This window comes from Janthinobacterium sp. PSRC1-1, assembly GCF_049897525.1.
Taxonomy (GTDB): Bacteria; Pseudomonadota; Gammaproteobacteria; order Burkholderiales; family Burkholderiaceae_D; genus Janthinobacterium; species Janthinobacterium tructae.
The window spans coordinates 85,526-99,255 of the sequence record NZ_JAFCWK010000011.1; the positions used below are offsets into that span (position 1 = coordinate 85,526).

11 protein-coding genes are annotated in these 13,730 nt (G+C 65.9%); 1 reads left to right on the top strand and 10 read right to left on the bottom strand.

Annotated elements, in window-relative coordinates:
• Positions 1–14: 14 nt before the first annotated feature.
• The 6 genes from ACP7DW_RS21675 to wrbA are packed head-to-tail and all read right to left on the bottom strand — an operon-like array spanning position 15 to position 6,540.
• Complete coding sequence (locus ACP7DW_RS21675; RefSeq protein WP_426056633.1) at positions 15–1,091, bottom strand: lipocalin-like domain-containing protein; 1,077 nt, start codon at positions 1,089–1,091, stop codon at positions 15–17.
• Positions 1,091–3,682 carry an FtsX-like permease family protein gene (locus tag ACP7DW_RS21680; RefSeq protein WP_426056631.1) on the bottom strand — a complete coding sequence of 864 codons (2,592 nt, stop codon included), beginning with the start codon at positions 3,680–3,682 and terminating at the stop codon, positions 1,091–1,093. Before ACP7DW_RS21680 ends, ACP7DW_RS21675 begins: the two co-directional genes overlap by 1 nt.
• Complete coding sequence (locus ACP7DW_RS21685; RefSeq protein ID WP_426056629.1) at positions 3,670–4,098, bottom strand: DUF4124 domain-containing protein; 429 nt, start codon at positions 4,096–4,098, stop codon at positions 3,670–3,672. Before ACP7DW_RS21685 ends, ACP7DW_RS21680 begins: the two co-directional genes overlap by 13 nt.
• The gene (locus ACP7DW_RS21690) at positions 4,095–5,525 is read right to left on the bottom strand and encodes an FAD-binding oxidoreductase (protein WP_426056627.1); all 1,431 of its coding nucleotides are present in this window, start codon (positions 5,523–5,525) and stop codon (positions 4,095–4,097) included. The genes ACP7DW_RS21685 and ACP7DW_RS21690 overlap by 4 nt, the downstream gene beginning before the upstream one ends.
• Positions 5,522–5,935, bottom strand: coding sequence for a DUF2069 domain-containing protein (locus ACP7DW_RS21695; protein WP_423245191.1), 414 nt, complete (start codon positions 5,933–5,935; stop codon positions 5,522–5,524). Before ACP7DW_RS21695 ends, ACP7DW_RS21690 begins: the two co-directional genes overlap by 4 nt.
• On the bottom strand, positions 5,932–6,540 hold the full coding sequence (gene wrbA / locus ACP7DW_RS21700) for an NAD(P)H:quinone oxidoreductase (protein ID WP_426056625.1): 609 nt from the start codon (positions 6,538–6,540) through the stop codon (positions 5,932–5,934). Before wrbA ends, ACP7DW_RS21695 begins: the two co-directional genes overlap by 4 nt.
• Positions 6,541–6,607: 67 nt before the next feature.
• Here wrbA and ACP7DW_RS21705 point away from each other — a divergent pair, with 67 nt between their 5' ends.
• Positions 6,608–7,984, top strand: coding sequence for a YihY family inner membrane protein (locus ACP7DW_RS21705; RefSeq protein WP_426056623.1), 1,377 nt, complete (start codon positions 6,608–6,610; stop codon positions 7,982–7,984).
• Positions 7,985–7,997: 13 nt separating this feature from the next.
• On the opposite strand, the gene ACP7DW_RS21710 is transcribed toward ACP7DW_RS21705, so the two are convergent.
• From ACP7DW_RS21710 to ACP7DW_RS21725, 4 genes are read right to left on the bottom strand one after another with little or no spacing between them, the layout of a single operon-like run.
• Entirely contained in the window at positions 7,998–9,989 is a 1,992-nt protein-coding gene (locus tag ACP7DW_RS21710; RefSeq protein WP_426056622.1) for a DUF6630 family protein, read from the bottom strand.
• Positions 9,990–10,018: 29 nt separating this feature from the next.
• Entirely contained in the window at positions 10,019–11,413 is a 1,395-nt protein-coding gene (locus ACP7DW_RS21715) for a PoNe immunity protein domain-containing protein (protein WP_426056620.1), read from the bottom strand.
• Positions 11,414–11,438: 25 nt separating this feature from the next.
• Entirely contained in the window at positions 11,439–12,245 is an 807-nt protein-coding gene (locus ACP7DW_RS21720; protein ID WP_426056619.1) for an alpha/beta fold hydrolase, read from the bottom strand.
• Position 12,246: 1 nt separating this feature from the next.
• On the bottom strand, positions 12,247–13,557 hold the full coding sequence (locus ACP7DW_RS21725) for an O-acetylhomoserine aminocarboxypropyltransferase (RefSeq protein WP_426056618.1): 1,311 nt from the start codon (positions 13,555–13,557) through the stop codon (positions 12,247–12,249).
• Positions 13,558–13,730: the final 173 nt, after the last annotated feature.

Genomic DNA, 13,730 nt, shown 5'->3' on the forward strand with positions numbered 1-13,730 from the left:
GTATTTTGTACTATTTACAACTTCATCGGCTGCACATAGCCCGTCATTTCCAGGTAGGCGCGGCCCACCGGCTGGCCGTCGCGCTCCACCGTCACGGCGCCTTCCCAGTACACGGCGCCCGTCGAGCGGCGCGAATCGAGTTCCTGGTCGGGTTGCAATGGCTTGATGTGCCAGCGCGTGGGGCCAGTGCGGATCTCGGTGGCGACCGGGTATTGGGCCTGCGTGCGGGGCGAGCGCCACAGCTGCGTGGGCGTGAAATCGACGTCGCCGGGAGCGAACTGCGTCATCTTGCCGGACGCATCGCGCCATGTCGCGTGCGCCCATAGTTTAGCACCTGTCTTGCTGCGGATCTGGAAGGCCATCAGGGCGCCGCCGTCATCGAGGTTGGCGCCTATCCAGTTCCAGCCGCTGGCATCCGCATCGAGCACCTGGCTCGACCACTCGTGATCGAGCCAGGTGGTGCCCGTCACCGCTTCCGGCTTGCCGCCCGCGCGCGCGATGGTACCCGTCGTGCGCAGCTGCGGCTCGCTGTAATAGTAACTGCTTTGCGCGGGCCGCGCGCCCTTGCGCGAGTAGCCGCCGTCACCCTGCAGCAGCACGGGCTGCGTGGGGGCCAGGGTCAGCTGCAGTGTAAAGTCGCGCGCGGCCAGGCTGACCTGGTAGCTGCCGTCCGCTTGCCGCCGCATGCGCCAGTCGTCGAGTTTCACATCCGTGTCGCCCACCTTGGCGTAGGCCAGGCCGAACCCCTCGCGCGCGCTTTTTTCGTCGTGCAGCAGCTTGCCGACCTTCGGGTCGGACAGGGCCGCATGGCCGATGATCAGCTGCTTCGGCGCGAAGGCGCTGGGGTTGCCCGTATCGGTGGCCGTGGCGCTGCGAAAGAAGGTCACCTGGTAACCCAGCTGCTCGCCGCCGGCGGTCTTGACCCAGCCCGTGGCGTACCACCATTCCGTCTTGTACGCGGGATGGGCACCGAAATCGTGCGGCAGGCGCAGGCTTTGGCCGGCCGGCAGCGGCGTGACGGGGGCGAAGGCAGGCGGCGCGGCGATGGCGGCGGTGCTGCAGAACAACAGCAAAAGAGTCAAACGGCGCATTACCAGTCCTCCCTGACGGCGCGGATGGGGCCAGCGGACAGCGCTTGCCGGCCCGCGATGAGGGCAGTCAGGGCGGCCGCCGTCAGCAGGGCGGCGGCCACGCTGGCGATCAAGGACCACGGCAGGTGCAGTTGCATGGTCCAGTGGAACGATTGCGGATTGACGATGAAGACCAGCACAAAGCTGATCAACAGGCCCAGAACAAAACCGGTGGCGATGCCCAGCGCCGTCAGCGCGCCGCCTTCCAGCGCGAGGATGGACAAAATCTGCCCGCGCGTCACGCCCACGTGGCGCAGCATGCCAAATTCGCGCGCGCGCGCCAGGGTTTGCGCGGAAAACGTGGCGGCCACGCCGAACAGGCCGATGACGATGGCGATCGCTTCCAATAAATACGTGACGGCGAAGCTGCGGTCGAAGATCTGCAGGCTCAGGGCACGGATGGCCGACGGATTCGATACTTCCAGGCTGGCGCCGAAGGGCAGCGTTTTCAGGCGCTGCTGCAGCTGCTCGCCCGTGGCGTCCTTGGCCAGCCACAGGGCCGCATCGCTCACGTCATGGTCGCCGGTCAGCGCGCGGTAGTCGTCCAGTGGCATCTGGATGGCGCCGGACGAACGCGCATAGTCGCGCCAGATGCCGGCGACAAAGAACTTGTGCAGGCCGCCCGCCAGCGGCAGGGCGATCTGCTGGCCAGGTTTGACGTTGTACAGGTCGGCCGCCGCTTCGGATAGCCACACGGGTTTCGCGCCATCTGGCACGGGCACGGTGTCACCCACCAGCACCATGCTTTTTCCCGGATCGGCCAGGTTGACGGGGCGCGCCAGCAGCATCACGTTGGGGCGGTCTGGCGCCAGCGACAACGAGCGCAGGCGCTGGAAATCCACCCTGGCCACGCCGGGCAGGGCGCTGATGGCGGCTTGTTCGCGCGGGTTCAGGCCCGCCGTGCCGCCGCTGGCGGTGGTGCGCGTATACACGTCGGCCGGCAAGATCTGCAACAGCCAGTCGTCGACGGAGACGCGGAAACTCGACACCATGATGGCCATCGCCACCATCAGGCTGAAACTCGACAGTACGCCGCCGAGCGCGATGCCGGCCTGGCCCGAGGCGTTCGCCAGGCGGGACAGGGTCAGGCTGCGCACGGGGGCGTGGCTGCTCGCGTCCGTGCGCAGCCAGGCGCGCTGCAGGACGCGGAAGACGACGGCCGCCAGTTGCGGCATCAGGGCGATGGCGCCGATCAGCAGCAGGGCGATGGACAGATAGCCGAACAGGGGCAGTTCGAACACGGGTGGCAAGAACGTCAGGGCGCCGGCCAGCAGCAAACAAGCCAGCGCGGGCCAGGTTTTCGCCAGGCGCGTCGTCACGACTTCTTCGCTGCCCGATTTCAACGCGATGGCGGGGGCGGCGCGTGCCGCTTCCAGCGCGGGCGCCGCGCAGCCCAGCAAGGCGACACCGAGGCCAAGGGCAAAATACACGCAGGCGGCGACGGGCGTGAATTGCACCTGCGGCTGCACGCCCGCGAAATAGCCGGCGCCCAGGTCGCCGCCGAAGAAGCGCAGGGCCACGGCCGCCATGGCATAACCGCCGGCGATGCCCAGGCCAGCGCCGACCACGCCCAGGCTGGCGCCTTCGAGCAGCACCTGGCGCAGCAATTGTCCCCGCTCCATGCCCAGCACGCGCAGCAGCGCGAACTGGCCGCGGCGGCGGATAACGGACAGCGCCTGCGTGGAAAACACCAAAAAGGCGCCCGTAAACAGGGCGACGAGGGCCAGCACCGTCAGGTTGACCCGGTAGGCGCGGCTGAGGTTATTGTTGCGGCTATTCTGGTTCTCGTCATTCGGCTGGCCCACCTGGAAACGCCCCGGGTAGCGCGCTTCCAGCGCGCGCGCGAGATCGGCCTGGAAGGCGTCGCGGTTGACGCCCTGGCGCAGTTTCAGATCGATGCGCGACAGCTTGCCCAGCTTGTTGAAGCGCCACTGCGCCGCGCCGATATCCATCACGGCGATGCGCTGGCCGGCGCGCGCGCGCTGCAGCGACCCGGCCACGCGCAACGGCACCGTGCCCGTGCCCGATTGCAGGGCGACCTGTCCGCCTTCGGCCACAGCTAGCCAGCGCAAGGCGGCCGGCGATAAAAAGATGGCGTCGTCGGCCAGGGTGTCGAAAGGCTGGCCCTCGGCCGGCGCGCCGATCAAATCGGGCGAGACGAAGCCGGCGCGGAACACGTCGAGCGCCAGGATGTGCAGCGGGCCGCCGTCTTTCTTACCTGCCACGCCGGCTTGCAGTTCCAGCACGGGCGACGCCACGGCCACGCCGTCGCGCTGCGCCAGCCATGGATAGATGCTTTCGTCGAACAGCGCTTCGCGCCCGGCTACCTGCACGTCGGCCTGGCCGGACAGGCTTTTGACGGCCGTGGAAAATTCGTTGAAGGCGGCCGCGTTGATCAGGTGGATGGCAAAGCCCAAGGATACGCCGATGGCGATGGCGAGTATGGCGACGAGGGCGCGCACGGGATGCGCGCGCCATTCGCCCAGCAGCAGCCAGCGCGACAGCAGGCGCGTCGTCGCCGGGCTGGCCAGCGGCGCACTCAATTCAGACATTCGACGGCCAGGCGTTCGCCGGCGCGCCGCGCTTTCAGTTGCGCCGCGTCGCGGTTCTTGTCGCCGGCGCCGACGGCGTCCTGCGCCGCCCATTTCTGCTCCAGGCGCAGCTTGGCGCAATGCTTGTCATGCGTTTCCTTCTGTTTGGCGGCCCGTTCGCGTGCCTGGTCTGCCAGATTTTCCTGCTTCTTGCGCGCCGCCTCCAGCTGGCTGGCCACCCGTTGCTGGCGCGTCGCCGCGCCCTTGTCGACGGCAGGCGGGGGCGAGGGGATTTCCAGAATCTGCAACTGGCCGCCCGTGCAGGGCGCAGCGCTGTAGCTGGTCTGGCCATCCTGCACGCATTTGTAGACGTCTTGCGCGCCAGCATGGCCGGCCAGGCCCGCGCAGATGGCGAACAGGAAGAATGGTATTCTCACAGGATCTTCCCCGGATTCATGATGTTCTGCGGGTCCAGCGCCTGCTTCACGGCGCGCATCAGCTGCAGTTCCAGCGGCGACTTGTAGTGTGCCAGGTCGTCCTTTTTGAGGGCGCCGATGCCGTGTTCGGCCGAGATGGAACCACCAAAAGCGTGCACCTGGTCGTGCACGATGCGGTTGATGGCATCCTGGTTGGCCAGGAAGTCGCGATCCGTCATGCCGGCTGGCGGCGCCACGTTGTAATGCAGGTTGCCGTCGCCCAGGTGACCGAAGCACACCAGCTGGCAGCCGGGGAAGGCCGTTGCCAATGCCACGTCCGTGACGGCGATGAAATCGGCGATGCGGGAAATCGGCAGCGAGATATCGTGCTTGATGTTCTTGCCCGCCTGCGCCTGTGCCAGTGGAATGTGCTCGCGCAACTGCCACAGGCCTTCGGACTGCGCCACGGAACTGGCGACGACGGCGTCTTCAATCAACTCGTCTTCCAGCGCCGCGCCGATGCTCGCTTCGAGCAATTCGACGGCGTGCGCCTCGGACTGGCTGCTGGATAATTCGAGCAGCACGTACTGGCCATGGACTTCGGCAAATGGCCGTGGCAACTGGGGGAACTGTTCCGCCACCAGTTGCAGACAATATTGCGACATCAGTTCAAAACCCGTCAGGCTGGCGCCGCAATGGTCTTGCATCAGGCTTAACAAACGCAGGGCGTGGGCGGGTGAGGGCATGGCGGCCAGCGCCGTGATGCAGGCTTTCGGCTGCGGGTACAGTTTCATCACCGCACCCGTGATCACGCCCAAGGTACCCTCGGCGCCGATGTACAGGTCGCGCAAGTCGTAGCCGGTATTGTCCTTGCGCAGGCCGCGCAAGCCGCTCCAGATCTCGCCCTGCGGCGTGACCACTTCCAGGCCCAGGCACAGTTCGCGCGTATTGCCGTAGCGCAGCACGGCCGTGCCGCCCGCGTTCGTGGCCAAATTCCCCCCGATGGTGCAACTGCCCTCGGCCGCCAGCGACAGGGGGAACAGGCAGCCGGCGGCGGCGGCCGCTTCCTGGATGGTTTGCAAAATGCAGCCCGCATCGACCGTGATGGTGCGGTTGACGGGGTCGAGCGCGCGGATGCTGTTCAGGCGCGCCAGCGACAGCACGATGGCCGTGCCGGCAGCGTCCGGGATGCTGCCCAGCACCAGGCCCGTATTGCCGCCTTGCGGCACGACGGGGACTTGCCATTGCGCGCAGGCGCGCAGCACGCCTGCCACTTGTTCCACCGTGGCGGGGCGCAGCACGGCCAGGGCCTTGCCGGTAAACCGGTCGCGCCAGTCGGTGAGGAAGGGCGCCATGTCGGCGTCCAGGGTGAGGACATAGGCGTCGCCCAGCAGGTCGCGGCAGGCGGCGAGGAAGTCGGCCTGGTTACTCATAGTCTGTTCGATCATTTTTTGATGCTCACTTTATTCACTTTTTCCAGCAGTTCCCTGGCCATGCGCTTGGCAGCCTTTTTATACGGGCGCAGATACAGCACGGCGCAGAAGAAGTAGATGCAGACGATGGCCGCCTCGCCCCAGGCCATCATGGCGGAGACGGGATTCGTGTCGCTGTAGCCGCGCACCACGCCCTCTGTAAAATACAGCAGGATCACCATCGATGACCATTGCAGGGTGTAGACGTCGCGCTTGATGACGCCGTACAGGGGAATGAACAGGGGCGCGGCTTTCAGCACGACCCAGGAGCCGCCCGGCTGCAGCGGCGCGACGACGGTTTCCCACAGCAGGCACCAGACGATCAGGGTGACGAGGCTGGCGATGGCGCCCCAGTGAAAATACTTGTGCAGTGTGCCGTGCATCATGCGCCTGCCAGTTTTGCGGCGTTTTCCGCCAGGCGCCGGCCCAGGGCGACGGCCAGGCGTTTTTCATCGTCGCTCAGCGCCTTGTCGCCAGCGATGCCTGACCAGTGCGTGGCGCCATACGGCGAGCCGCCCGTGGAAGTCGTCATCAGTTCGGGATGCGTGTAGGGCAGGCCCATGACCAGCATGCCGTGGTGGAAAAGGGGAATCATCATCGACAGCAGGGTCGATTCCTGGCCGCCGTGCAGGCTGCCCGTGGACGTGAACACGCAGGCGGGCTTGCCGGACAGGCTGCCAGCCAGCCAGTCGCTGGCCGTGCCATCCCAGAAGTACTTCATGGCGGCGGCCATGTTGCCGAAGCGCGTGGGCGACCCCAGGGCCAGGCCCGCGCATTCCTGCAAGTCTTCCAGTTCCACATAAGGAGCGCCATCAGGCGGCACTTCCGGCGCCGTCGCTTCCGTCACCGTGGAGACGGCGGGCACGGTGCGCAGGCGCGCGTCGCAGCCAGGCACGCTTTCCACTCCCTGGGCTATCAGCTCGGCCAGCTGGCGCGTGGCGCCATGGCGTGAATAAAACAATACGAGAATAATCAGATTGGTTGGCTTCATCATTGGTATTATAGGGCGCTTTACAGCCTGATACGACTGCTGTCATGGCGCCGTTCTGATTTTGCACATGTTTTCAAAATATATACTCCCCATCTTTCACTACCTGTGGCGCGCCCTGAGCATGGGGCTGACCGTCGTGCGCGGCCTGACGTGGTCCGAAACGCGCGACCTGCTGCAGTTCGCGCGCCGCCGCGTGCGCGAGGAAAGCCTGCCGCAGGTGGCCGGCAGCCTGACCTTCGCCACCGTGTTCGCGCTGGTGCCGCTGTTCACGCTGGCCCTGGCGATCTTCACCACTTTCCCCCTGTTTAATACCTTCCGCCACGCGCTGGAAGACTATTTCGTGCAAAGCGTGATGCCCAAGGGCATTTCGAACACCATCCTCGATTATTTGACCACGTTTGCCTCGAAAGCCACGCGCCTGTCGGCCATCGGCGCGGGCGCCCTGATCGTCACCTCGGTGGGCATGATGGGCTTGATCGAACGCGTCTTCAACCGCATCTGGCGCGTGCGCCAGGAGCGCCGCTGGACCAAGCGTTTGCTCGTCTACTGGGCCATCGTCACCCTGGGGCCGCTGCTGGTGGGTGTCTCGCTGACGGTGACCTCGCGCCTCTTCATGGCCACCAGCGGCGTGGTGGGCGCCGTGCCTTTCCTTGGCGCCGTGTTTTATACGCTGGTGTCGATCGGCCTGACCATGCTGGCGTTCACCCTGCTCTACATCGCCGTGCCGAACCGCGACGTGGACTGGCGCGACGCGGCCTGGGGCGGCTTGCTGGCGGCGCTGGCGTTCGAGGTGGCCAAGCGCGGCTTCGGTGAATTCATCCAGGAATTCCCCACGTACTCGCGCATCTATGGCGCGCTGGCCGCCTTGCCGCTGTTCCTCGTGTGGATATACCTGAGCTGGATGATCACCCTGGTGGGCGCCTTGCTGGTGGCCGCCTTGCCGGTCGTGAAATACGAGCGCTGGTGGTACGAGGCGGCGCCGGGCAGCGAATTCGTCGACGCCGTCGCCATCCTGAAGGTGCTGCACCAGGCCTGTCACTGCGCCGATTCGGCCCTGGTGGGCGCGGCCGAGATCCGCCGCAGCACGCGCCTGGGCTTCGAAGAGATGGAAACCCTGCTCGACAAAATGGTGCAGCAGGGCTGGGTGGGACGCGTCAACGTGGAGGGCGCCGTGCGCGTACAGTGGGGCAAGCGCGTGGCCGACAGTTCCGACCACTGGGTCTTGCTGGGCAATGTCAACCGCATCAGCCTGGCCGACGTCTACCGCTTGTTCGTCTTCGGCGGCATGCGCGTGAACTCCGGCTATCCGGCCGGTTCCACCAACGAGCGCGATATCCAGGCGGCCATCGATGCGGCAGCGCTGGCGGCGCAGGTGGAAAACGCCGTGGAGCAGGGACTGGGCCTGACTTTGGCACAGCATTTCGGGGCCGTCAAATGCAACTGAGCGGCCCTTACTCTTAGTGCACTACGGGCCTTAACGCCGCCTGCAGCGCCACCTTGCTGAACGCGGCCGCATCGGACGCGCGCACCACGCCCAGATAATACGTATCCTCGCCACCGTGCAGATTGACCAGGCGTAGCTGATGCGGCGCCAGGTGGGCGGCGATGGCGGCCAGACCTTCGGCCATGGCGTCGCCATCTTCGCGCTGCGCCCACGAAAAATCGCGCAGCGCGGACAGGCCGATATGCCGGGCGATGCGCGGCACTTCATCGACGGCTTTCCAGTCCAGCGTGGTGCCGTGGCCCAGCGCATCGGCGGCGGTGGACCAGAGCAGGAAGAAGCACGCCGCCTCGGGCGTATCGCCTTCATATTCCTCTTCCGGGTCGTCCTGCGCCAGCTCTTCGAGCGTGATGTCCACGCAGCGCGCGGCCAGTGCCGCATCGCCTTGCAAGAGCAGGGCGGCCATGGCCTGCAGCTGTTCGCGGTCGGCTTGCGCCAGGATCTGCGCTGGCGTAAAGCTGCGGCGGGGCGCCGGTTTCTTCTTCGTCAAGCCGAGGGATTCGCTCAACTGGGCCGTGATGGCCGCCTTGAAGTTGTCCACGGTGTCGAACTGTTCCAGCAACTGGCCCGTAAAATCCATGCTCCAGGCCATGCCCTCCTTGACGACATATAAAAAGTCGCTTTGCACGGCCACGCCGCGCAAATGGTGGGCGGGTGGATACAGGGGCGTAAACGCCTGTTTTCCATCCAGGGTCAGCATGCAGGCCAGTCCCTGCGCATCGATGGCGAAGATCAGGTTCTTGCGCACTTTGGGCGGCGACGAGGTGGTGGCGCTATCGATGGCTTCGTACTGGCAGGGCGCCAGCGGCTCGCCCTTGCTATTGATCAGGCCAAACAGGAAGCGGCCATCGATGCGCTGGCTGACGATGGCGATTTTTTTCTTCGTGCCGAAATCCTGCACGGAACTGTAGACCGGCGGCACCACGACCTTGCCTGTCTTGTCGAGCACGCCGCAGACATTGCGTTCGTCGTCATTGTCTGTCTGGCGTTCGATGTCGATATAGCCATCTTCGCGCTCGCACAGGTTGTCGACCCTGTCGATGAGCAGTGCGCCATCGGGCAGGCGCAGCAAGCGGCTGGCGCCGTCTGCATCGATCTGCTGCAGCAAGTGGGGGCTGATCACATACAGCGCGCCGGGGGTGGGCGGTAGCACCACCGTACCGTTGAGGTCCAGCACGCCGTGCGCATCGGGGGCGTCCGCCGTGGCAAAGGTGATCCAGCCATCGTCCGCGTAGTCAACGCCCAGCTCGACATAGCGCCGCGACAGCGGCACGATCCAGCGGCCATACGGCGTGACCAGGCCGGTGACCTCCGGTTCGCCAGCGGCGCTCACTGCATAGCACAGCGCATCTTCCTCCCATCCCACTACTTCCAGGCCTTGCAGGAAAGGCAGTTCGTCCGCGCCGAGTTCCTCGACATCGGCCAATTGCGCGTCGGCCGTGGCCGACCAGTAGCCGGTGGCCGGCGATGTGGCGCCGGCGGCCGGCAGGGGCGCCAGCGCTTCCCGGTCGCCGCGCAGCAGGGCAAAATGCAAGGCTTGCGCCTCGGCGCGCAGGGCGTCGAGCGCGGCGGCGTATTCCGGCGTGCCGATATCGTGCGGGACCAGCTGCACGCAATCGAGGATCAGCCACGCCTGGCCTCCGGCCAGCAGGGTGCTGATGCCGGCGCGCGCGACGATGGCGGCCGCGTCGCGCGGCTTGTCCATCAGCGCGGACAAGGCTTGCCAGCTGGCCTGCGCCTGCGCCATCGGCGCGGCCAGCACGCAGGGGCAGTCTTCGCCATCGCCGTAGATGGGCCAGGCGACGGCTTGCGCGCCAGCGCCGATGAGCAGCTTGAACAGCGCAGGTACGTCCAGTCGCCATTCGGCCAGGCCGGCAATCGTCTCGGTATCGAAGCCGGCCTGGCCGGGCAGGAAGGCGGTGCTGAACAGGGCTGCGGTATTGATCATGGATATGTATCTGAAAGTGAACGGGGGAGTCAGGGGGCTGGCGGCATGACCCAGTGCGCCAGCGCGCTGCGCTCCAGGCCCAGGTGTTTGGCCACGGCGGCCGCCTCGAAGGCCCACAGGCCGTAGTAGCCGCCCAGGCCGTGTGCGCGCAAATGGCCGTTGAACCAGTCTTCGCGCACCAGCGCGCCATGCCAGTTGGCCAGGTAGTGCCGCAGGTGTTCCAGCTGCTGCGCGCGATCGTCCGCCTCCAGGCACGCGAACAGGGCCGAGTAGGGCTCGGCGAAATACCACTCGTCGACGGCGGGACGCTGGGGATCGATGGCCGCCAGCAGCGCTTCGTATACGCCATCTTCGCCATCGAAGGCCGTTTGCAGGGCGGCCAGGCGGGCAGCCAGGTCGTGGCGGCCGAACAGCAGGGCGGCGCCCAGCAGCTGCAGGGTGCGTGCGTAATCGGTCAATTGTTCGAAATCAAAGGCAGGCAAGGCATCGTCATCGTAGGCCGCGGCCAGGGCCGCGCGCGCCGTTTCGCAGGCGGCAATCGCCGTTTCCAGCGCCGTTTCCACGTCAGGCATGGGCAAGCCTGCCGTGTAGCGCAGCGAGAAGACCTGATACGCCGTGCTGGCGGCCGCGCACGCCCAGTAGGCGTCATCGCCGCCATCGACTTGCGCCTGCTTTTGTGCGCGGGTATAGGCGGCCAGCAGGGTGTCGAGGTAAGCGAGGTTGCGGGAAAAATCAAATGGCGCGGGCGGCGTCTGGCGCGGCGCATGGGTCCAGGGTGCGGATGCCGGCGGACAGGGATCGGCGCATTCGCGCTGGATGGCCCAGTCGGCGAAGATTTGCTGCAAATATGCCGCCGTCTCGTCGTCGTGGGCGATGGCGCCCGCGCCCACCATGGTCGTGCCGAGCAGGGTGTAGCCAGGGAAGCGGCTGCTCTCGTAGGCGATGGTGGTCACGCTCTGGATGGCCTTGCCGTCGCTCAGGTCGCGCACGCGGAAATACACGTCGTCCCAGCCGGCCAGCGGTGGCGCAGGCGCTGCATTCGGCAAGGTCGCCCAGCTGCCGTCCGCCTGCTCTTCATAGGCGTCGAGCAGCTCGTCGAGGCCGCCGGGGCGGTCGATGCGGTTGTTGGCGTCGTATTGCAGGCCCAGTTCGGCCGCGAAGGCTGCCGCGTGGCGGCCCTCGAAGACCAGGTACAGGGCGCTGGTGGTGCCGACCAGCAGATCCGTGTGCTGGCCCGCCACGACCAGCGCCTGCGGCAGCCGGCACCATTGGTAGTACGGAATGCCGGCCATGGGGCCGCCTTCGTCCGCCAGCGGGTTAGTGAAGCGCAGCTGTTCCAGCCATGTATAGCGTGCGTGCCGCTCCGCTTCCGTGCCGCTGCCCCGGCCAGTCAATTCGTCAAACAGGGTATTCAACCACATCATCCATCTATCCTAAAAAAACATGCGCTCACGCTGCCTGTGCGAACGCAAACAGCGCGTCGAGCACGGCGTCCGGTTGCTCGGCCATCAATTCATGTCCGCTGTCGACCTGTACCACGGTGCCATGCGCGATGGCAGACGTGAGCAGCTTGGTCGATTTGGGCGGCGTCATCATGTCGCGCGCGCCGAAAATGAATACAGTGGGGCAGTGTACCGAAGCGGCGGCGATTTCACCGTTCGCGTAGGTGTTGCACGCATAAAAATCCGTGTGAAACACGTGAGCCGGGTTGAGGGCGGCGATGCGCTGTTTCAAGCGCCGCGCACCGCCCATGGCATAAAAACCCGGGCCGGGAAACGACGGCTTTTGCGCGATCGACGAATGCGACCAGATATTGACCATGTCGATGGCCGCCTGTTCGTCGTGCAGCGCCGTTTCCAGCAGCGCCGGCGAGACTTTCATCGGGTAGGTGGAACCGAGCATGGCCAGGTGGCTGACGCGATCCGGTGCCAGGTACGCCGCTTCCAGCGCGATCAATGAACCCATGCTGTGGCCGATCAGCATGGCCTTGTCTGCACCAGCGGCGTCCAGCACGGCCAGTATCCAGCGCGCCAGATCCTCGACGCTGGCTTTCGCCGCGCCGCCGCTGCGGCCATGGCCCGGCAAGTCGACGGCCAGCACGTTCCAGCCGTGGTGGGCGAAATAGCGCGTTTGCAGGGCCCACACGGAATGGTCGTTCTGCGCACCGTGGATGAAGACGGCCGTGGGCTGGCTCGGGTTGTATGGTTTGCCGCCCGTGTAGCAGTAGGCCGTGGTGTTTTCGATGGTGAACAGCATCTCAGGTGCCTTTCTGCGACAGTTTCAGGCTGCGGGCCAGGTCTTCGATCAAATCGTCCGCGTCTTCCAGTCCCACCGACAGGCGCATGGTGCCTTGCGTGATGCCGGCCTGCGCCAGCTGATCGTCGGGCACGCGGAAATGCGTGGTGGAGGCGGGGTGGATGACGAGCGACTTGGCGTCGCCCACGTTGGCCAGGTGCGAGAAGATCTTCAGGCTGTCGACAAAGCGCTGGCCCGCCGCGCGGTCGCCGCGCAGGCGGAAGGTGAAGACGCCGCCCGCGCCTTTCGGCAGCAGGGTCTTTGCCAGTGCGTAATCGGGGTGCGATGGCAGCTCGGGGTAGGACACGCCATCGACGGCCGGATTGGCCAGCAAAAAGTCGATGATCTTGCGCGTATTGGCCACGTGGCGGTCCATGCGCAGGCCCAGGGTTTCGATGCCTTGCAGGATGGCGAAGGCATTGTGCGGGCTCATGACGGCGCCGAAATCGCGCAAGCCTTCGCGCCGCGCGCGCAGGGCGAACGGCGCCACCGTCGACTCTTCGGCGAAGACCATGCCGTGAAAGCCGTCATACGGTTCGCACAGTTCGGCAAAACGCCCCGTCTTGTCGTAGGCGGCTTGCCAGTCGAAGGTGCCGCCATCGACCAGCAAGCCGCCGATGGCCGTGCCGTGCCCGCACAGGAACTTGGTCGCCGAGTGGAACACCAGATCGGCGCCATGCTCGAACGGCCGCAGCAAATACGGCGTGGTAAAGGTCGAGTCGAGCATCAGCGGCAAGTGGTGCTCGTGCGCCAGGGCGGCAATCGTCGGGATGTCGAGCACGTCGAGGCCAGGGTTGCCCAGCGTTTCGCCGAACAGCACTTTCGTATTCGGACGGATGGCGGCGCGCCAGGCATCCACGTCGCGCGGGTCGACGAATGTCGTCTCGATACCGAAGCGTTTCAATGTATAGGCCAGCAGGTTGTGCGAGCCGCCGTACAGGGCGCGCGAGGCAACGATGTGCGAGCCGGCGCCGGCGATGGTACATAAACCAAGGTGCATGGCGGCCTGGCCGCTGGCCGTGGCGAGGCCGGCCACGCCGCCTTCGAGCGCGGCGATGCGCTCTTCCAGCACGGCGTTGGTGGGATTCGAAATGCGCGAGTACACGTGGCCGGCCCGCTCCATGTTGAACAGCGAGGCCGCATGCTCCGAACTCTTGAAGGCAAACGAGGACGTGAAATGGATGGGCGTGGCGCGCGCGCCCGTGGCCGGGTCGGGTGCCGCGCCCGCATGCAGGGATAAAGTATCGAAACCGGGGTATTTCGGGCCGCTCATGGTGTCTCCGCCAAGTTTTATAGTGGCAAGATCGTAACCTGATTTAGCGCTGAGTAAAAGGGCTCGCGTGCAGGGCGCATGATGCCGTGCTGGCGGGGCGCGCGTGTCACTTGAAGTCAAAAAAAGTGACCGGCTCCGCGTGGCGGTGGTAGCATGCCGGATCAGCGATATTC